This is a genomic window from Agromyces cerinus subsp. cerinus, from assembly GCF_900142065.1.
Lineage (GTDB): Bacteria > Actinomycetota > Actinomycetes > Actinomycetales > Microbacteriaceae > Agromyces > Agromyces cerinus.
This window is the reverse complement of record NZ_FSRJ01000003.1, coordinates 542,017-560,059: the sequence shown is the minus strand read 5'-3', so window position 1 is coordinate 560,059 and position 18,043 is coordinate 542,017. Positions and strand designations below refer to the sequence as shown.

The 18,043-nt window shown below is 69.2% G+C and carries 15 protein-coding genes; 4 read left to right on the top strand and 11 right to left on the bottom strand.

Annotated features, from left to right (window positions below):
• Window positions 1–29: 29 nt before the first annotated feature.
• From BUR99_RS13040 to BUR99_RS13015, 6 genes are all read right to left on the bottom strand, one after another.
• Window positions 30–995 (bottom strand): carbohydrate ABC transporter permease, encoded by a 966-nt coding sequence (locus tag BUR99_RS13040; protein WP_074260772.1) that lies wholly within the window; start codon window positions 993–995, stop codon window positions 30–32.
• The gene (locus BUR99_RS13035; protein WP_200802730.1) at window positions 992–1,972 is read right to left on the bottom strand and encodes a carbohydrate ABC transporter permease; all 981 of its coding nucleotides are present in this window, start codon (window positions 1,970–1,972) and stop codon (window positions 992–994) included. The genes BUR99_RS13040 and BUR99_RS13035 overlap by 4 nt, the downstream gene beginning before the upstream one ends.
• An 86-nt stretch (window positions 1,973–2,058) precedes the next feature.
• Window positions 2,059–3,417: an ABC transporter substrate-binding protein gene (locus tag BUR99_RS13030; RefSeq protein ID WP_074260771.1), complete on the bottom strand. Its 1,359-nt coding sequence runs from the start codon at window positions 3,415–3,417 to the stop codon at window positions 2,059–2,061.
• Between the two features lie 93 nt (window positions 3,418–3,510).
• Entirely contained in the window at window positions 3,511–5,175 is a 1,665-nt protein-coding gene (locus BUR99_RS13025; protein WP_074261037.1) for a glycoside hydrolase family 13 protein, read from the bottom strand.
• A gap of 193 nt (window positions 5,176–5,368) precedes the next feature.
• Window positions 5,369–6,376: a LacI family DNA-binding transcriptional regulator gene (locus BUR99_RS13020; RefSeq protein ID WP_074260770.1), complete on the bottom strand. Its 1,008-nt coding sequence runs from the start codon at window positions 6,374–6,376 to the stop codon at window positions 5,369–5,371.
• 56 nt (window positions 6,377–6,432) lie between these two features.
• Entirely contained in the window at window positions 6,433–6,651 is a 219-nt protein-coding gene (locus BUR99_RS13015) for a hypothetical protein (RefSeq protein WP_074260769.1), read from the bottom strand.
• A gap of 142 nt (window positions 6,652–6,793) precedes the next feature.
• Between BUR99_RS13015 and BUR99_RS13010 the strand changes: the two genes are divergently transcribed.
• The gene (locus BUR99_RS13010; protein WP_074260768.1) at window positions 6,794–7,117 is read left to right on the top strand and encodes a DUF7882 family protein; all 324 of its coding nucleotides are present in this window, start codon (window positions 6,794–6,796) and stop codon (window positions 7,115–7,117) included.
• A 44-nt stretch (window positions 7,118–7,161) separates the two neighbouring features.
• On the opposite strand, the gene BUR99_RS13005 is transcribed toward BUR99_RS13010, so the two are convergent.
• A complete protein-coding gene (locus BUR99_RS13005) occupies window positions 7,162–7,554 on the bottom strand; it encodes a DUF7882 family protein (protein ID WP_234980848.1) in 393 nt (130 codons plus the stop codon).
• Between the two features lie 74 nt (window positions 7,555–7,628).
• A complete protein-coding gene (locus tag BUR99_RS20460) occupies window positions 7,629–7,793 on the bottom strand; it encodes a hypothetical protein (RefSeq protein ID WP_200802729.1) in 165 nt (54 codons plus the stop codon).
• A 279-nt stretch (window positions 7,794–8,072) separates the two neighbouring features.
• On the opposite strand from BUR99_RS20460, the gene BUR99_RS13000 reads away from it, so the two are divergent.
• Window positions 8,073–8,972 carry an SDR family oxidoreductase gene (locus BUR99_RS13000; RefSeq protein ID WP_074260767.1) on the top strand — a complete coding sequence of 300 codons (900 nt, stop codon included), beginning with the start codon at window positions 8,073–8,075 and terminating at the stop codon, window positions 8,970–8,972.
• A 28-nt stretch (window positions 8,973–9,000) separates the two neighbouring features.
• Complete coding sequence (locus BUR99_RS12995; protein WP_074260766.1) at window positions 9,001–9,978, top strand: DNA topoisomerase IB; 978 nt, start codon at window positions 9,001–9,003, stop codon at window positions 9,976–9,978.
• Between the two features lie 26 nt (window positions 9,979–10,004).
• On the opposite strand, the gene BUR99_RS12990 is transcribed toward BUR99_RS12995, so the two are convergent.
• Window positions 10,005–12,521 (bottom strand): ATP-dependent DNA ligase, encoded by a 2,517-nt coding sequence (locus BUR99_RS12990; protein WP_074261036.1) that lies wholly within the window; start codon window positions 12,519–12,521, stop codon window positions 10,005–10,007.
• 87 nt (window positions 12,522–12,608) lie between these two features.
• On the opposite strand from BUR99_RS12990, the gene ku reads away from it, so the two are divergent.
• Window positions 12,609–13,487, top strand: a complete 879-nt coding sequence (gene ku, locus BUR99_RS12985; RefSeq protein ID WP_074260765.1) for a non-homologous end joining protein Ku — start codon at window positions 12,609–12,611, stop codon at window positions 13,485–13,487.
• 80 nt (window positions 13,488–13,567) lie between these two features.
• On the opposite strand, the gene BUR99_RS12980 is transcribed toward ku, so the two are convergent.
• Window positions 13,568–14,008, bottom strand: coding sequence for a hypothetical protein (locus tag BUR99_RS12980; protein ID WP_074260764.1), 441 nt, complete (start codon window positions 14,006–14,008; stop codon window positions 13,568–13,570).
• Window positions 14,009–14,177: 169 nt separating this feature from the next.
• Window positions 14,178–18,020 carry a discoidin domain-containing protein gene (locus BUR99_RS12975; RefSeq protein ID WP_074260763.1) on the bottom strand — a complete coding sequence of 1,281 codons (3,843 nt, stop codon included), beginning with the start codon at window positions 18,018–18,020 and terminating at the stop codon, window positions 14,178–14,180.
• Window positions 18,021–18,043: the final 23 nt, after the last annotated feature.

Genomic DNA, 18,043 nt, shown 5'->3' with positions numbered 1-18,043 from the left:
ACGGCGCGAGCCGCGGCATCCGCTGATCGTCAGCCCTTGACCGCTCCCCCGAGCCCTGCCGATCGCAGGAAGACCCCCTGGAAGAGGAGGAACAGCACGACCGGGATGAGCGTGGAGATCGCGAGCGCCGCGAGGAACACGTCGAGCTCGATCGACCCCTGCACGGCGGGCAGCCGCACCGAGAGCGGCTGCACGGCGGGATCCGGCAGCACGAGCATCGGCCACAGGAAGTCCTTCCACGCGGCGATGATCGCGAACACCGACACGACGCCGAGGATCGGCTTCGACATCGGCAGCACGATCGACCAGAAGAGGCGGAAGGGGCCAGCACCGTCGGTGCGAGCGGCCTCGAACACCTCGCGCGGCAGCGCGTCGAAGAAGCGCTTCACGAGCAGGATGTTGAAGGCGTTCGCCGCCGCGGGCAGCCACACCGCGAGGTAGTTGTTGAGCAGCGACACGTCGCCGAGCAGCGGCGGGTTCACGATCGTGAGGTAGAGCGGAACGAGCAGCACGACGGCCGGGATGAAGAGCGTGACCAGGATCGCGCCGTTCAGGATCGGCGCGTACCGCGGCCGCAGCACCGACAGCGCGAAGCCCGCGGTGGTCGCCACGAGCAGCTGGAAGAACCAGGAACCCGCTGCGATCACGATCGTGTTCCAGAAGAACTGGTCGATGTGCACCTCGACCCACGCGGACTGCAGGTTCTGCCAGTCGATGCCGTTCGGCCAGAGCGCGAGCGGCTGGCGCAGCGTGTCCTGCGTCGGCGTCACCGCCGACTTCGCGAGCCAGAGCAGCGGGCCGAGGCCCGCGACGACGAGTCCGACGAAGAGCGCGAGGTGCACGCCGCCCATGCCGAGCCGGACTCCGCGCTTCTTGCCGTCGAAGTCCGAGACGATGCCCCGGTCGCGCGATTCGTCATCGAATCGCTTGGCCCTGCGTGACTTCAGCGAGAGCCGAGGCAGGCGGATGTCCCGTGCAGAGGGTGCCGTCGTCATGAGGTGCTCCAGCGGTTGGTGAGCCTGAAGTAGAGCCAGCTGAGCAAGGCGAGCACGACCGCGAGCATCACACTGAGCGCGGTCGCCTCTCCGTAGTCGCCGCCGAGGCTGTTCTGGAACGCGTAGCGGTAGATGAGGAGCAGGATCGTCACCGTCGCGTTGTTCGGACCGCCGCCGGTGAAGAGGTACGGCTCGAGGAACACCTGTGCGGTCGCGATGACCTGCAGGATCAGCATGATGAAGAGGATGCCGCGGAGCTGCGGCAGCGTGACGTGCCAGATCTTGTTCCAGATCGAGGCGCCGTCGACCTCGGCGGCGTCGTAGAGCTCGGGCGGCACGGCGAGGAGGGCGGCGAGGTAGATGATGATCGAGCCGCCGGCTCCAGCCCAGGTCGCCTCGAGCACGAGCGAGGGCATCGCCGTCGCCGAGGACTGCAGCCACGGCTGGGCCGGGATGCCGAACCAGCCGAGGATGGTGTTGAAGAGGCCCGTCGGGCTCGCGTCGTAGAAGACCTTCCAGAGGAGCACGGCGACGACCGGCGGCACGACGACCGGCAGGTACGCGAGCGCGCTGTAGAAGCCCTTGCCCCGCCGCACCTCGCTCATCAGCACGGCCACGAGGATCGGCAGCGGGAAGCCGAACAGCAGTGCCAGCACGGCGAAGTACACGGTGTTCAGCACGGCGGTGCCGAGCAGCGGGTCGCTCAGCACCGCGGCGAAGTTGTCGAGCCCGACCCAGGTGGGCGGGTCGAGGAGGTTCGTCTGCTGGAAGCTCATGACGATCGACTGCACGATCGGCGACCAACTGAAGATCGCGAAGACGATGAGCATCGGTGCGAGGAAGACGAGGGTCGAGAGGCCGCCGCCCTGCACCCAGGTGCGGAGGTTCCGCGCCCGCTTGCGCGGTGCAGGCCTCGAGGGCGGGGCGGGCTCGCTCGCGGACGGGCCCGCGGCGGGCGGTTTCGCGGTGAGGGTCATCTGGGTCCTTCGCGGTCGGAGCGAGAGCGGATGCCGCGGCGCGGGCGGTCGGGGGAAGACCCGCGCCGCGGCATCCGCTCGGTGCGCTACTCGTCGAGCAGTGCCTGCGCCTCTTCGTCGGCCTGCGCGAGCAGGGCGTCGATGTCGGCGTTCTGGTCGGTGAGCACGGCCTGCACCACGGGGTCGAGCAGGGCGTAGATCTCCTGCGTCTTGCCCTTCGGCTCGCCCACCGGCGTCTGCTCCCAGATGCCCTCGATGAACGGGGTCATCTGGTCGCGCGGCACGTTGATGTACGGCTCGATCCAGACGAGCGACTGCTCGTACGCCTCGCGGTTCAGCACCGGGAGGAGCGGTGTGCCGACGGCCTGGTCGCTCTCGGCGAGCGTCTTCGCGTCGAGCACCGCCGCGTCCTCGTTCAGGAGCTTCTGCATGTAGAACCAGTCGATCCACGTGACCGCCGCGGCCTTCGTCTGCTCGTCGACCGTGGGGCTGACCACGGCGATGTCGCCGCCGCCGAGGGTGCCGCCGTCGTTCTCGATCGGGATGACGGTGAGCCCGTAGTCGTCGGGGTTCAGCGAGAAGTCGCGCACGAGCGCCGTGTAGATGTCGGAGCCGGTCGTGTACATGCCGATGTTGCCGGCCGCGAACTCCTGGTTGATGCTGCCCCAGTCGAGCAGGAAGTTCGACCCGAGCGAGTCGTCCTCCCACCGCAGTTCCTTCAGGAACTCGAGCGACGCCTTCGTGCCGTCGTTCGCGATCGTCGACGTGTACGTGCCGTCGCCGTTGTCGGTCTGGGTGCTGCCCCCGCGCGCCACGGTGGCCGCGGTGAGCTGCCAGCCGCCCGTGTTGTTCTGCGTCATCTGCATGTAGCCGGCCTTGCCGGTCTTGTCGGCGATGACCTTCGCGTCCTCGCGCACCTCGTCCCACGTGGTGGGCGGGCTGTCGGGGTCGAGCCCGGCCTCCTCGAACAGGGTGCGGTTGTAGTGCAGGCCCATGGCGTACGCCTGGCGCGGGAACCCGAAGATGCGGCCCTCGGAGTCGGTGACGCCGTCGAGGATCACGGGGTTGAAGCTGTCGGTGTATCCCAGCTCCTCGATCTCGTCGGTCACGTCCATGAGCTGGCCGTTCTCGAGCAGGGTCTTGGAGTCGGTGAAGGGCACGGTGAAGACGTCGGGCAGGCTGCCGCCGGCGAGCTGCACGGCGAACGTCGGCCCCTCCCACTCGTACTCGACGCCGATGATGTCGATGTCGGGGTTCGCCTTCTCGAACTGCTTCTCCTGGGCGTCGAACGCCTCGTATGCGGCGGCGTCGGCCCCGGGCGGGAACGTCGCGACCCGCAGTTCGGTCTTGCCGCTCTCGCTGCCTCCCGAGCTGCAGGCGGCGAGGGCGCCGACCATCGCGAACGCGGCGATGCCGGCGATCACGACCTTGCGTGGTGACTTCATTGTCCAGTCCTTTCGGTGCTGTGTTCAGGTGATCGGTTCAGGTGTGATTGCTGGATGCGTGCCGCGGCATGGCGCTCGCCGCGGCCTCGACGGTCAGGTGCTCCGGTGGAGCCAGGCCGTGGAGTCGGGTGGCAGCAGCCCGCCGACGAGCGGGGTGCTCGCGAGCAGGATGCTCTCGTGGTCGGGCAGCGCGACGGGCTCGCCGCCGAGGTTGGTGACGCTGATGAAGGACTCGCCGCGCCGGAAGGCGAGCACCTGCGGCTCGCTGTCGAGCCAGGTGAGCGACCCGTCGCCGAGCGCCGCCTCGCGGCGCCGCAGGCGCAGCGCCTGCCGGTAAAGCCAGAGCATCGAACCCGGATCGGCCTCCTGCGCCTGCACGGAGAGCGCGGCCCAGTCGGCGGGCTGCGGCAGCCATGGGGCGGCGGATGCATCGGCGGGGCTGAACCCGAAGGGCGCCGCGGTGCCGCGCCACGGCAGGGGCACACGGCAGCCGTCGCGGCCGGGGTCGACGCCGCCCGAGCGGAAGTGCATCGGGTCCTCGAGCACCTCGCGCGGCAGCTCGACCTCGGGGAGCCCGAGCTCGTCGCCCTGGTAGAGGTAGAGCGAGCCGGGCAGCGCCGCGGTGAGCAGGGCCGCGGCACGCGCACGCCGAGCGCCGAGGTCGAGGTCGGTCGGGGTGTCGAAGCGCTTCCGGGCGAAGGCGAAGCCCGAGTCGTCCCGGCCGTAGCGGGTGACCGGCCGGGTCACGTCGTGGTTCGAGAGCACCCACGTGCTCGGGGCGCCGACCGGGGCGTGCGCGGCGAGCATCAGGTCGATCGAACCGCGGAGCTCCGCGGCATCCCACGGGCGCGACATGAAGTCGAAGTTGAACGCGGTGTGCATCTCGTCGGGGCGGAGGTAGGCCGCGAAGCGGGAGGCATCCGGCACCCAGACCTCGCCGACGAGCACCCGGGTGCCCTCGTAGGAGTCGGCGATGCGCCGCCATGCGCGGTACACCTCGTGCACCTCGTCGCGGTCCTCGGTCGGGTGCTGGCCGGGGGCGGTCTCCGCGGGCACCTCGGGCAGCGCCGGGTCCTTGATGAGGAGCCCCGCCGAGTCGATGCGCACGCCGGCGACGCCGCGGTCGAACCAGAACCGCAGGATCTCCTCGTGCTCGCGGCGCACGTCGGGGTGGCTCCAGTTCAGGTCGGGCTGCTCGGGAGTGAAGAGGTGCAGGTACCACTCCCCCGGCGTGCCGTCGGGGTTCGTCGTGCGGGTCCACGTGTCGCCCTGGAAGTTCGAGACCCAGTTCGTGGGCATCAGGTCGCCGTTCGGGCCCTTGCCCGGGTGGAACCAGAACCGTTCTCGCTCCGGCGAGCCCGGGCCTGCCGCGAGCGCGGCCCGGAACCACGGGTGCTCGCTCGACACGTGGTTCGGCACGACGTCGATGATCGTGCGGATGCCGAGGGCGAGCGCGTCGGCGATGAGGAGCTCGGCGTCCTCGAGGGTGCCGAAGCTCGGGTGGATGTCGCGGTAGTCGCTGACGTCGTAGCCGCCGTCGGCGAAGGGCGACGGATACCAGGGGTTGAACCAGAGGGCGTCGACGCCGAGTTCCTTCAGGTACCCGAGGCGGCTCCGCACCCCTCGGAGGTCACCCGTGCCGTCGCCGTCGGAGTCGGCGAAGCTGCGCACGTAGACCTGGTAGATCACCGCGCTCCGCCACCAGAGCGGGTCGGACGCGCCGGCGGTGACGGCCGATGCGGCATCCGTGAGGTGCATGGTCACGCGGTGCGTCTCCTCGTGTCGACGGGGCGGGCACGCCGTGTCGAAGGAGGACGACGGCGTCTTGCCGTCAACGTAATGAGAGCAACAGAATGATGCAACTATTCAACAAATCGACATCAGTTTGCGGTGATTTGCGTGGAATTGCGGCATCCACTTGCCTGATCCGCGCAAGCGGGCGTACGCGGCCTCAGCGCCTGGCCGGCGCCGTCGACCCGCGCACCACGAGCTCGGGCGCGAAGAAGACCTCATCGCCGATCGCCCGCTCGCTCGACATCTGGCGCATGAGCAGCTCGATGATCATCTTGCCCATCGCCTCGATCGGCTGCCGCACCGTTGTCAGCGGCGGCTCGGTGCAGTTCATCAGCGCCGAGTCGTCGTAGCCGATCACGGAGACGTCCTCGGGCACGCGGAGCCCTGCACGGCGCACCGCCCGCACCGCCCCGAGCGCCATGGGATCGCTCGCGCAGACGATGCCCGTGACACCCGCGGCGAGCAGCTTGGTCGCCGCCGTCTGGCCCGACTCGAGCGAGTACAGCGAGTGCACGATGCGGTCGTCGCCGAGCTCGAGCCCGTGCCGCTCCGCCATGCGCAACGCCGCCGCGTGCTTGCGCTGCGAGGGCATGTGGTCGTTCGGGCCGAGCAGGATGCCGATGCGCTCGTGCCCCAACTGCACGAGATGGCCGAACGCCTGCTCGACCGAGGTCGCGTCGTCGCACGAGACCGTCGCGAAATCGAGGCCGTCGATCGGTGCGTTCACGAGCACGGTCGGCAGCTTCAGCTCGCGGAGCCGCTCGTAGTGGTCGTGGTTCACCTCCGCCTGGGCGTAGGCACCGCCCGCGAAGATCACGCCCGAGACCTGCTGATGCAGGAGCAGCTCGACGTAGTCGGACTCCGAGATGCCGCCCGCCGTCTGGATGCAGAGCACCGGCGTGTAGCCGTTCTGCGCGAGGCCGCCGCCGATCGCCTCGGCGAGCGCGGGGAAGATGGGGTTCTGCAGCTCGGGCATGACGAGGCCCACGAGCCGGGCGCGCTCGCCGCGCAGCTTCGTCGGCCGCTCGTAGCCGAGCACGTCGAGCGCCGTGAGCACGGCGTCGCGGGTCGACGCCGAGACACCGGGCTTGCCGTTCAGCACCCGACTGACGGTGGCTTCGCTGACTCCGACCTTGCGCGCGACATCCGCGAGTCTCCTCGACATGCCGTCATGCTACGGGAGGCAGCGCAAGAACTCGACAATCGAGCGGATGCCCCGTGTCAGTCGACCGCCTCCATCTGCGTGATGATGAACATCCGTTCGGCCGCGGTGAGGCTCGTGGGCGCCGGAGCCCCCACCAGGGCCTCGATCTCGGCGCACGTGAGCGGGTCGAGTTCGGCCTCGAGGTCGGCGAGCATCCGGTGCTTCGCCTCGATCGAGAGCTGTGGCCACCAGCGCTCGATCTCGTGCTCCAGGGCATGTTCGAGTGCGTCGTTCATCGCGATCCCCCTCTCTTTCAGGGTAGATCCGCACTCCCTCCGCAGGCAGCCCTTCTCGGACGAACGGTCCTCGACGAGACCGGTGCGTGAGGCATCGCGGATCCGGCCCCGCTCGCCCCTCCCCGCGGGCTAGAGTTCGGGCATGGGCAAGTTCATCTACAACTCGTCACCACGTGAGATCGAGATCGACGATCGCACCCTCGCCCACCTGCGCGTGGCGATCCTCAACAAGCTCCGCCGCTCCGAGAGCTTCGCGATGACCTGGGAGCACGGGGTCGAGAACGGCAGCGGCCGCACCACGATGTGGCTGCACGAATCGGTGCCGCTGCAGTTCGTCTTCAGCGGCAATCGCCAGCCCACGTTGAACCGGCTCTGGATCGAGCAGTTGCTGCTCGCGGCCAACAGCACCGCGGGGCTGGTCTTCGTGCCCGAGCCCACCGAGAACGAACCCATCGAGAGCGACTAGCGCACGCTCGTCGCGTTGCGGTCGGGCGCAACGGGGACGTGACCTCAGGCCGGCTGGCCCTCGCTGCCGGCCTCGACCTCCTGCACGTCGACGCCGACCTGCACCGGCTGGTCGGCGATCGTCGGGATCGGATCGGTGTCAAGATGCTCCGGCACGAGGCGGATTCCGCCCGTGCTGTTGGCCGACCGCATCAGATCCTCGATCCACTGCCGGCTGAGCTCGGGCGCCTCCGGTTCGTCGAAGACGAATCGCAGCGGAATGCTGGGGTGCAGCCAGAGCGTGCTCCGGCCGCGCGGCTGGTCCTCGGCGTGCTGCCAGGACAACGTGAAGGACTCACCCCGACGGAGCTTCGTCGTGATGGCGACCTTCACATGCGCGAGTGCTCGGTCCTCGATGCCGATCGGGGTGCCGGAGTCGCCGTAATACAGGGTTCCCACGGCCTCAGCATACGGCCTCGACACGCGGAACGGGCGGCCCTGGGGCCGCCCGTTCGGGTGAAGTGCTGCGCGGGTCAGACCGTCCGGTTCCCACCGATGTAGCGAACGAGGAACACGATGACCGCGATGACCGCCAATGCGACGCCGACCCAGATGAGGAAGTTCAGTGCGGGGACGACGCCGCCGGTGATGAGCAGGACGACCGCGGCGATGGCGATGATGGCGACGAGGATGTTCATGATCTCTCCTTCAGGTGGTCCGCCCTCGTGATCGACGAGTGCGGCGAGTGGTTCGGGCCCGACGGGCAGAACCTCGAGACGGGGGTACGCCTCGTTCCTCGACGCTATTGGGCTGCCTGCACCGGCGGCTAGGGGTTGACCGCCGTTCCGGCCGCGTGCTACTCACGCGCCTGCGAAGGCTCGCGTCCGTCCGGCTCGAGCGTCGACCATGCGGCTTGTCAATCCCCTGCCGGGAGCTGCTGCGCGCGCGTACCGTGGCCGGTGATCCGAGGAGGTCCCATGACCTACGACCGCCTGAGCAACGACCTGCTCATCGACCCGACGACCAAGCACACGACCGACCCCTTCCCACGACAGGAGCAGGAACCGCCCGGCCTCACCGAGCGGATGTCCCCACTGCCCGACCACGGCGAGCAGAGCTACCGCGGCAACCGGCGTCTCGAAGGTCGTCGCGCCCTCATCACCGGCGGAGACTCCGGCATCGGCCGCGCGGTCGCGATCGCCTTCGCCCGAGAGGGCGCGAGGGTCGCCATCGCCTTCCTGCCGAGCGAGCAGGAGGACGCGGACGAGACGGCGGAGTGGATCTCGGACGCCGGATCCGACCCACTGCTGCTCTCGGGAGACCTGCGCGACGAGAGTCACTGCAAGGAGCTCGTCGCCCGCACGCACCAGGCGTTCGGCGGTCTCGATCTGCTGGTGCTCAACGCCGCTCATCAACGCGAACGCGGTGGCATCTCGACGATCCCGACCGACGACTTCGAGACCGTGATGCGCGTGAACCTGTTCGCGCCGGTCTTCCTCGCTCGCGCCGCGGTGCCCCTCATGGACGCCGGGTCGAGCATCATCACGACGACGTCCATCCAGGGCTTCGACCCGTCGTCGGATCTCGTCGACTACGCAATGACCAAGGCGGCGCTGGTCGCCTTCACGAAGGCGCTCGCCGAGGAGCTCGGACCACGGGGCATCCGCGTGAACGCCGTCGCCCCCGGTCCGATCTGGACGCCGCTCATCCCGTCGACCGGCTGGCCCGACAAACTGCCCGAGTTCGGGCACAATACTCCGCTCGGTCGCGCGGGGCAGCCGGCGGAACTCGCCGGCGCCTACGTGTACCTCGCGTCGGACGAGGCCTCGTACGTGTCCGGGGCCATCCTGCCGGTCACCGGCGGCCGCGGACTGTGACTGCGCGACCACTGACCGGCCGTCGCCGATGCCGCGCCTGAAGCGGGTCGAACCGTACGTCTCCCCCGGGTTCAACCGGGTGCGGCGCGGGCGCGGCTTCGGCTACGTGCACAGCACCGGCGGCGGCGCGAACCGGGCCGAGCGAGCCCGCATCGCCGACCTCGCGATCCCGCCCGCCTGGCAGGAGGTGTGGATCTCGGATGCCGCGAACGCCCACATCCTCGCCGTCGGGGTGGACGCCGCCGGACGACGTCAGTACCTCTACCACCCGGTCTGGCGCGAGCGACAGGACGCCGAGAAGTTCGAGCGCATGACCGCCCTCGCCTCCGCCCTGCCCGCGGCCCGCCGGAGCGTCGCGCGCGACCTCGCGCTCGACGGGTCACCTCGAGAGCGGGTGCTCGCGGCCGCATTCCGCACGCTCGACCTCGGCGGCATCCGCATCGGCTCGGAGGAATCGCTCGCCGGCTTCCGCAGTCGCGGCCTGACCACGCTCCTGGTGCGCAACGCCAGGCTGGAGGACGACGAGACGGTGCGATTCCGGTTCCGCGCGAAGGGCGGGATCGCGCAAGACCTGAGAGTGGCGGATGCCCCGCTCGCCGGGTTCATCGCGAGCACCGGCGAACGCTCATCGGCCAGTCGTCTCTACGCGTGGCCGGACGGACGGTCGATGCGAGCCGCAGCGCCGGTCGACGTCAACGACGACATCCGCGAGCGCACCGGCGGCGACTTCACCGCGAAGGACTTCCGCACTCTGCGCGGCACGATCGCAGCGGCCGATCGACTCGCGGAGCTCGGCCCGGCCGCCACAGCCCGCGCCCGAACGGCGGCCATCCGAGCGGCGATCGAGGAGGCGTCGCAGGTGCTCGGCAACACACCGGCGATCGCCCGGAACAGCTACGTCGACCCGCGAGTGCTCCTCGCCTACGGCCAGGGGGTCGTCGCGGCATCCGGTGCCAACCGCGAGCAGCGGCTGATCGAACTGCTCAGGCGCGTCGACGAAGCCTGAACTCTCCGCACCGGTTCGCGAACCGGTCAGCTCTCGCGCACGACGTCGGCCGGCGACTTGTCGGGTCGCAGGCCTCGCCAGCGCGGATGCCGCGCGACCCCGGTGCCCGTCCATTCGCCGAGTTCGATCTCGCCGACGAGCTCGGGGCGCACCCAGACCGCGTCGCTCATGTCGGCCGCGGGCACCTGCACGAAGGGCGACTCGGCCTGCTCGAGCGGCGTCAGCGCGGCGAGGAGTCGGTCGAGCTCGCGCTCGGCGAATCCCGACCCCACGCGGCCGGCGTACTCGAGGCTGCCGGCGCCGAGACCGCCCTCACCCGGGATGCCGACGAGCAACGAGCGGATGCGCCCGGTGCGCGTGCCGACGCCCCGTCGGTAGCCGCCGATCACGACCTCCTGCGTCAGGGTGAGCTTGAGCTTCAGCCAGTCGCTGCTGCGGGCGCCGGGTCGGTACCGGGAGTCGGGGCGCTTCGCGACGAGCCCCTCGAGCCCGAGCCGGCGGCTCTCCTCGAGCGCCTCGGCCGGGCTCCCGGTGGCGGGCGCGGGCACCTCGATCGGCACGCCCCGCTTCATCCTGACGAGTCCGGCCAGCCGCGCGCGACGCTCGCGGTACGGCTCGTCGACGACGGATCGACCGGCGACCTCGAGCACGTCGAAGAGCAGCAGGCGCACGGGAACGGATGCCGCGACCCGCTCGATCTCCCGCGGCTTCGTGAGATTCATCCGATGCTGGAGGCGCCCGAAATCAGGTCGCCCGTCAGCGTCGAGTGCGACGATCTCGCCGTCGAGGAGGGCATCGCCGCGCACGACGGCGGGCAGTTGGGCGAGCTCGGGGTACCGGGCGGTGATGTCGACCCCGTTGCGGCTGAGCAACCGCACGACACCGCCCTCGGTGCGCGCGAGCACGCGGATGCCGTCCCACTTCCACTCGAGCGCCCACTCCTCTCCGCTGAGCATGCCGACCGTCGCCGCCGTCGCGAGCATCGGGCGCTCTTCCGCGCGATGAGCCTGCCGAACGCTGCGGGTCGAGCCTGCCGAAACCATGGGGCCTGCACGAGAGGTGTCGACAGCCTCGGTCTCGACCGGCTCGGTCTCGACCGGCCCGGTCTCGACCGGCCCGGTTTCGACAGGCTCAACCGGCAGAACCTGCTCGGCGCGCATCGTCTGGTCCTTCATCCGGTGCAGCAGCCACGAGCTCTTCTCACCCTGCCCGTCGGTGCGGATGAGCGCGAGCCGCACCGGCCCGCCGAGCGGCCCGCCCGGCTGCCCGTCGACGTCGATGATGATCTCGTCGTCGCGCCACTTCTCGGTCGCATAGGTTCCGGCATCCCAGATCGTCATGGACCCGGCACCGTATTCCCCCTTCGGGATGGTGCCCTCGAACGCGGCGTACTCCATCGGGTGGTCCTCGGTCTGCACGGCGAGGTGGTTCGCCCCCGACGTCTCGGGCACGCCCTTCGGCACCGCCCAGCTCTTCAGCACGCCGTCGCGCTCGAGCCGCAGGTCGAAGTGCAGGCGGCGGGCGCGGTGCTCCTGGATCACGAAGCGCGGCTCCCCCGCACTCGCCTCACCCCATGCCGACGCCGGCATGGGCTCAGGCGTGGCCGCGGCGCTCCGCATCGACAGGTACTGTGCGAGCGGCCCTCCGTGCGAGCGTTCGGTGATCGCCCGCATCGGGTCGCCTGCCGCCGCGACCCGTTCGAGCACCTCGGATGCCTCGAGCTGACGGAGCCCTGCATCGTCGAGTTCTTCCCACGTGCGCGGCGCGGCCACCGTCGGCCGCGGCCGGCCGCGCAGCGAGTACGGCGCGATCGTCGTCTTCTTGCCGTTGTTCTGGCTCCAGTCGATGAGCACCCGCCCGGTGCGCAGCGTCTTGCGCATGCTCGAGACCACGAGGTCGGGATGGTCTGCCTCGAGCGCCCTGGCCAACTCGTGCGCGACCGCCGAGACCTGGTCGGAGGTCTGCGAGCCGTCGAGCGCCGCATAGAGGTGGATGCCCTTGCTGCCGCTCGTCACGGGCACTGCCTCGAGGCCCATTCCCGCGATGAGGTCGCGCACGAGTCTCGCGACCTCGGCGCACTCGGCGAGTCCCATGCCCTCGCCGGGATCGAGGTCGAAGACCATGCGATCGGGCTTCGCGGGCTCCCCGCCGGCATCGAACCGCCACTGCGGCACGTGCAGCTCGAGGGCGGCCTGCTGCGCGAGCCAGACGAGCGTCGCACGGTCGCCGGCGATGGGATACGCCTTGTCGCCGTCGGAGTGGTGCTGGATGCCGCGGCGCACCCAGTCGGGAGCATGCTCGGCGAGGTTCTTCTCGAAGAACGGCTGCTCAGGGGCATCCGCTGTGCCGACGCCGTGCACCCACCGTTTGCGCGTGACCGGCCGCCCGGCGACGAGCGGCACCATGACGGCGGCGATCTCCGCGTAGTAGGAGATCACCTCGCCCTTCGTCATGCCCGTCTCGGGATACATGACCTTGTCGAGGTTCGTCAACCGCAGGCGGCGGCCGTCGACCTCGACGAGTTGGCGCGCGCCATCGGCCATGACCACCATCATGCCGGGGTCGGCGCCGGATCACGAGGATGCCGCGAGGGGTATCGCGCACGCATGCCCCTGGTGTGTACTGGAGGCATGCGAGCCGTCTGGAAGGGGGCGGTCACATTCGGCCTCGTCAATGTGCCCGTCAAGCTGTACAGCGCCACCGAAGACCACGACGTGTCACTGCACCAGGTGCACGACGAAGACGGTGGGCGCATCAGGTACCAACGCAAGTGCGAGGTCTGCGGCAAGGTCGTCGATTTCAAGAACATCGACAAGGCGTACGACGACGGCGAGCAGACCGTCGTCATCACCGACGACGACCTGAAGTCGCTGCCGGCCGAGCGCAGCCGCGAGATCGAGGTCGTCGAGTTCGTGCCGAGCGACCAGATCGACCCGATCATGTTCGACCGCAGCTACTACCTCGAGCCCGACTCGGCGTCGTCGAAGGCCTACGTGCTGCTGCGCGAGACGCTCGAGTCGACCGACCGCACCGCGATCGTGCAGATGGCCCTGCGGCAGAAGACGCGGCTCGCCGCCCTCCGCGTGCACGGCGACGTGCTCATGGTGCAGACGCTGCTCTGGAGCGACGAGGTGCGCGCCGCCGACTTCGCCTCGCTCTCCGAGCCGGTGAAGATCTCGGCGAAGGAACTCGACCTCTCGAAGCAGCTCGTCGAGAGCCTCGTCTCCGACTTCGACCCCGAGCAGTACGTCGACGAGTACCAGCAGGAGCTGCGCACGCTCATCGCGGCCAAGCTCGAACAGGGCGAGGGCATCGACACCGCAGCGACCTTCGGCGAAGAGCCCGAAGAGGAGAAGGGCGGCGAGGTCATCGACCTCATGGAGGCGCTGCGTCAGTCGATCGCGGCCAAGCGCGAGGCATCCGACGCGACGACCACGGCGTCCGAGGCGAAATCGACGAAGGCTCCGAAGAAGACGGCGAGCACGCGAAAGCGCGCGGCCTCCGAGTGAACGGATGCCGCGCGCTCATCATGCGCGTTCGGAGTCGACGCGACCGGGCGCGATGCCCCGCGTCGACTCCGTGACGACTGCTACTCGGCGGTGCACACCTCGGTGACCTTGACCGCTGCGGTCTGGATGTCCGCGGTCTGCGCAGCCTGTGCCTCGGCGTCGATCTCGGCGCCGGCCTCGATCTCGGCAGCGGTGGGCAGCGTCTCCGCCCAGTCGCTCGCCGCGTCGATCTTCTCGTCGAACGCGTCGAGCGCGTCGGCGAGAGCCGTGTCGTCGGCCGCCTGCTCGTCGAGCGCGTCGACGCGCTCGGAGAGCTCGTCGAGGTAGGCGACGAGCTCAGTCGGGTCGGTGACGGTCAGGATCGCGTTCTGCGCACCGTTCGAGACGTCGCGCACCTCGACGCGGACGACCTCGCACGAGTCGGCGGACGGGCTCGCCTCGGTGCCGCCGCTTGTGGCGCAGCCCGAGAGAAGCAGGGCGCCCGCGAAGACGAGCGCCGTGGAAGTGATGATTCGTTGCATATGTAATGCCCCTAAGGTCGAGTGACCAGAAGAGTCTACTCACCGCCTCCGACACGGGAATCGCGCGACCGCCGGGGGCCGTTCCCCGCCCGGCGGTCTCCCGGCCGCCCCGGTGACTCGGGCCGTGATGGCGCCCGAGTCACCGAGGCAGGTCAGGGACGGTCCCGACTCACTTCGCGTTGATCGCGACCTCGAGCACGTCGAGGGTCGACCCTCGTGACCCCTCCGGGAACGAGACCCGCACGTGCTGAACGGTGCCGGTGAGCGGATAGGCGTTCGGCGCTCCGAAGTAGACCCCGCCCGTCGGCCCGGCGACGGCAGCGGCATCCTGCCAGGTCTCCCCGTCGCTGCTCGTCTGAATGACGATCGACTTCGGCGTGTTGACGTAGCGCTGACCCGCCGAGTTGAACGTCAGCCCGATGCTCGACAGCGCGGCGGGCTCGTCGAGCTCGAACTGCACCCACGAGGGCGCGGCTCCGGGAGCGGTCCAGCCGGAGCCGCCGAGGTGGGCGGCGTCGATCTCGATCCCGTCCGTCAGCTCCGCCGTCGACGAGGAGCCGTCGCTCGCGGTGACCTTCGCCGAGCCTGCGAGATCGCGCGTCGGCAGCAGGTCGAAGAACACCCGGTTGCTGGTGACGGTCTTGCCGCCCAGTTCGACCTCGGCCCAGGCGACGCCGCGCGTCGTCTCGGCGACCTCGGGCAGCGAGAGCTCTCCGTCCTCGAACGCGAACGTGTCGAGTTCGGTGATCACGACCGGCGCCGTCTTCGTGCCGGCGTCGAGGTCGACCGTGCCGGCGTGCCAGGTGATCTCGGCGGCATCCAGTCGCACGGACTGACCGTGCGCCGAGCGTCCGTCGAGCGTGTACGCGGGCGACGCACCGCGGTCGAACGTGCCGAACGTCTCCTTGTCGTCGATCCGCAGCACCGCCGAGGTCAGATCCTCGCCGATGAACGCCACACCGTTCACGACCGCGATCTCGACGTCGGTGCGCTTCGTGACTCCAGCGGCCTTTCCGGTCACGGTGACCGTCACCGAGCCGTCGCCTCGGGGCACGACCACACCGTCCTTGCCGACGGTGGCCACCTTCTTGTTCGACGAGTGGTACTTCACCTTGTCGAGCTCCGTCGCCAGCGAGGGGTACGTCATGTATCCACCCGCGATCAGCTGCAGCCGGCCGTCGTCGCGGGCCTCGGCGTCGACCGTCACGTCGGTCAGGGCGTACTCGCGAGCCGCGTCATCCGTCTCGATCTTGATGATCGTGTCGATCGGATCGGCGGCGACATCGCTCAGGTCGATGGCCAGCGATTCGCCGTCCTGCGTGAATTGGATCGGCTGATCGGCGTTGAGCAGAGTGACCGATTCCACCCCGTGGGCGATGCCTCCGACCGTCAGCTGACGGTCAGGGATCGCCTCGAAGCCCTTCTTGCCATCCGGCCCCTTCACGATGTGCAGGTAGACGCTGTTGTCGCGACTGGTCGCATACCCCCACTGCGGGCCGGTCGAGGCGTTCGGGTGGGCGAACTGGTCGTAGTTGCCGATCCCGTCGTCCTCGTATCCGTACCCCGGAAGGTAGAACGGCATGGTGCCGGTGACCGACTCGTGCAGGTTCACGCCGGGAGCCGGCTGCCACCAGTCGACCATCGCGTCACGCACGTCGATGAACTCCTGGACGCCCTTCGGATAACGCGTCGCCATCTCGGTGGGCGAGTGCCAGTTCGGGCCGCGACTGTCGAGCACGGTCTGGTCGTTGTTGTCGACGTAGCCGCGGCCGGCATTCATGACGGTCTCCTGCACCACCATGCGGAAGTCGTCGCGCTGACCGTAGTACGGCGACACCTGGTTCGCGGTGCGGATCATCTTCCACGGCTCCATCGGGGTCCGCTTGACCAGGTGGTCGGCGCCCGCGTTCGAGAAGATGCCGGATGCCTCGGCGGTGCGGATGTCCGGGTCGCCGAACTCCTCCCCCCAGGCGTTGGAGTCGATGATGATGTCCGCGCCGTGGTTGCGCACCGCGCTGTACATCACGTCGTAGTTCGCACCTCGCATGGCCTGCGGTCCGTCGAAGTACAGATAGGTCGGCTCGTATCGGTCGAGCAGGTCCTCGACGTTCTGCACGAACACGTCGGTCGAGTAGTGCTGCAGGCCGCCGCCCTCGGTCGCGTAGTAGATCCCGAGATCCATGCCGTATCGCCTCACGGCGTCGGCGAAGGGCATCAGCCCGTCGACGACCTTGCCGTCGGCGTCCTTCGGCATGTACTGGTTGCGATCGTGCGCCGGGTCGGCGAACTTCGACGGCCAGTGGTAGTTCTGCTGCAGCGCTTCGAGCGTCACGAGCGAGTGGCCCTGCCCGAGCGCGCGCTGCGCCCACTGGTCGACCGAGTAGTTCGGATCGACGAAGTAGTTGTAGATCGGGGTGGCGTGCGTGAGTGCGCTGACGCGTCCTTCCTCGAACTCGCGGTTGGGTCGATCCTCCACCGTGAGGGTGAACTCCTTGGTCGCGGTCGTGCCTGCGGCGTCGGTCACCTCGAGCGTGAACGCGTAGTCGCCGATGCGGGCGTTCGGACTGATGACGCCCTTCGGGTTGGCGAGATCCGCCTTGCCGTCGACGAGTCCGTCGGGGATCGTGCCGTCGGGGTTCAGCTCGAGACCTTCGGGGAGCTCGCCGTCGACCAGCTTCCAGGTGTAACCGGGCTCGCCGCCGCTGGCGTTGAACTGGAACGGAGATGCCGAGACGCCGTACGCGTTCGAGGTGACCGACTTGTTCCACACGTAGGGCCAGTCCACGTAGCCGGTCGGCAGGACGGCCTTCGGCAGCGTGTCCTCGCCCGGGCTGCGGCTCTCGAGCGACTGCGTGTCGATCTGCAGCTCGTCGGAAGGGCCGGCCACCGAGCTGACGATCCCGTCGATTCGGTTGCCGCGCTCATCGCTGATCCGACCGTAGAAGCCGAGGTAGGCGACGTTCTGGTCCTTGGCGATCGGAACGCCGTTGCCGTTCACGTCCTCGGTGTAGGTGTGCTCGATCTGCAGCAGCACCTTGTTCCATCCCGCCTGCAGGTCGACCTCCTGCTTCGTCAGGTCCTTCTGCACCTCGACGGGCGTGCTCGGAGACGTCAGGCAGTGGTCGTTCACGTACAGCCGGTACGAGCCGCTCGCCCCGACGTTCACGAACGCCTTCCGCGCCTCGGGGCTGTAGACGTAGGTGTGCGCGTAGACGAACTTGTTCCGCGTGTCCTCACCCTTCTTGACCGAGTAGTAGCCGTACAGGTCCTGGTAGTCGTCGTAGTTGCGGTTGTAGAGCCGATCGTCGAAGTACTCCCACTCGGTCGACTCGGCCTCGGTGCCGAGCGTGCCGCCGAGCTCGGGCGTGATCGGCTCCTCGCCCTGCGACGGCTGCACCCGCTCGTAGACCTCGATCTCCGACAGCCCGGTGATTCCCGGGTACGGACTGCGATCCGGGTCGATCGTGACGGTCAGCGACACGACACCCTGCAGCGTCTCCGCGTGCGTGTAGATCGTGGGCGAGGTCGGGGCGTTGGAGGTGCTGGCGACGGTCGGCACATCGACCGTCGAGCCATCCTCGAGCGTGAACGCAAGCCGGTACGACTGGTTCACGTGGCGCCCGTCGCCCCACTGAGCCAACCGCACCTCGTTGAGTGAGATCGGCGAATCCCAGCTGAGGGTGACGGTCGGAGCGGACGTGCTCTCCCCCACCCACTGCTTGCGGACATCGCCGTCGATCAGCTGGGCGGGCGGGTTCGCGGCGAGGGCCGTCGAGGCCGTCGCCGTCGCCGACGCCGCCAGGTTCACGACCTCGGGCGCCTCGCATCCGTAGATCTCGTCCGCGACGGCGGTGTCGACCGGCCCGGACACGAGCCACGAATTGATGAACGGTGCGTTTCCGCCCGTCTGCTGGGCCTGAGCGGGCCCCGCAGACGCACCGACGGCCAGCGCCGTCGTGATCAGCGCCGAGGCGCTGAGTATGGCGATGGGTTTCGTTCGCCTGTCTTGCATGAGTACTCCTTTTCTGTGTTCTC

Excerpts from the sequence above, each read along its gene's own strand:
- BUR99_RS13040 (WP_074260772.1), bottom strand. The coding sequence starts at position 995 with ATGACGACGGCACCCTCTGCACGGGACATCCGCCTGCCTCGGCTCTCG.
- BUR99_RS13035 (WP_200802730.1), bottom strand. The coding sequence starts at position 1,972 with ATGACCCTCACCGCGAAACCGCCCGCCGCGGGCCCGTCCGCGAGCGAG.
- BUR99_RS13030 (WP_074260771.1), bottom strand. The coding sequence starts at position 3,417 with ATGAAGTCACCACGCAAGGTCGTGATCGCCGGCATCGCCGCGTTCGCG.
- BUR99_RS13025 (WP_074261037.1), bottom strand. The coding sequence starts at position 5,175 with ATGCACCTCACGGATGCCGCATCGGCCGTCACCGCCGGCGCGTCCGAC.
- BUR99_RS13020 (WP_074260770.1), bottom strand. The coding sequence starts at position 6,376 with ATGTCGAGGAGACTCGCGGATGTCGCGCGCAAGGTCGGAGTCAGCGAA.
- BUR99_RS13015 (WP_074260769.1), bottom strand. The coding sequence starts at position 6,651 with ATGAACGACGCACTCGAACATGCCCTGGAGCACGAGATCGAGCGCTGG.
- BUR99_RS13010 (WP_074260768.1), top strand. The coding sequence starts at position 6,794 with ATGGGCAAGTTCATCTACAACTCGTCACCACGTGAGATCGAGATCGAC.
- BUR99_RS20460 (WP_200802729.1), bottom strand. The coding sequence starts at position 7,793 with ATGAACATCCTCGTCGCCATCATCGCCATCGCCGCGGTCGTCCTGCTC.
- BUR99_RS13000 (WP_074260767.1), top strand. The coding sequence starts at position 8,073 with ATGACCTACGACCGCCTGAGCAACGACCTGCTCATCGACCCGACGACC.
- BUR99_RS12995 (WP_074260766.1), top strand. The coding sequence starts at position 9,001 with ATGCCGCGCCTGAAGCGGGTCGAACCGTACGTCTCCCCCGGGTTCAAC.
- BUR99_RS12990 (WP_074261036.1), bottom strand. The coding sequence starts at position 12,521 with ATGGCCGATGGCGCGCGCCAACTCGTCGAGGTCGACGGCCGCCGCCTG.
- ku (WP_074260765.1), top strand. The coding sequence starts at position 12,609 with ATGCGAGCCGTCTGGAAGGGGGCGGTCACATTCGGCCTCGTCAATGTG.
- BUR99_RS12980 (WP_074260764.1), bottom strand. The coding sequence starts at position 14,008 with ATGCAACGAATCATCACTTCCACGGCGCTCGTCTTCGCGGGCGCCCTG.
- BUR99_RS12975 (WP_074260763.1), bottom strand. The coding sequence starts at position 18,020 with ATGCAAGACAGGCGAACGAAACCCATCGCCATACTCAGCGCCTCGGCG.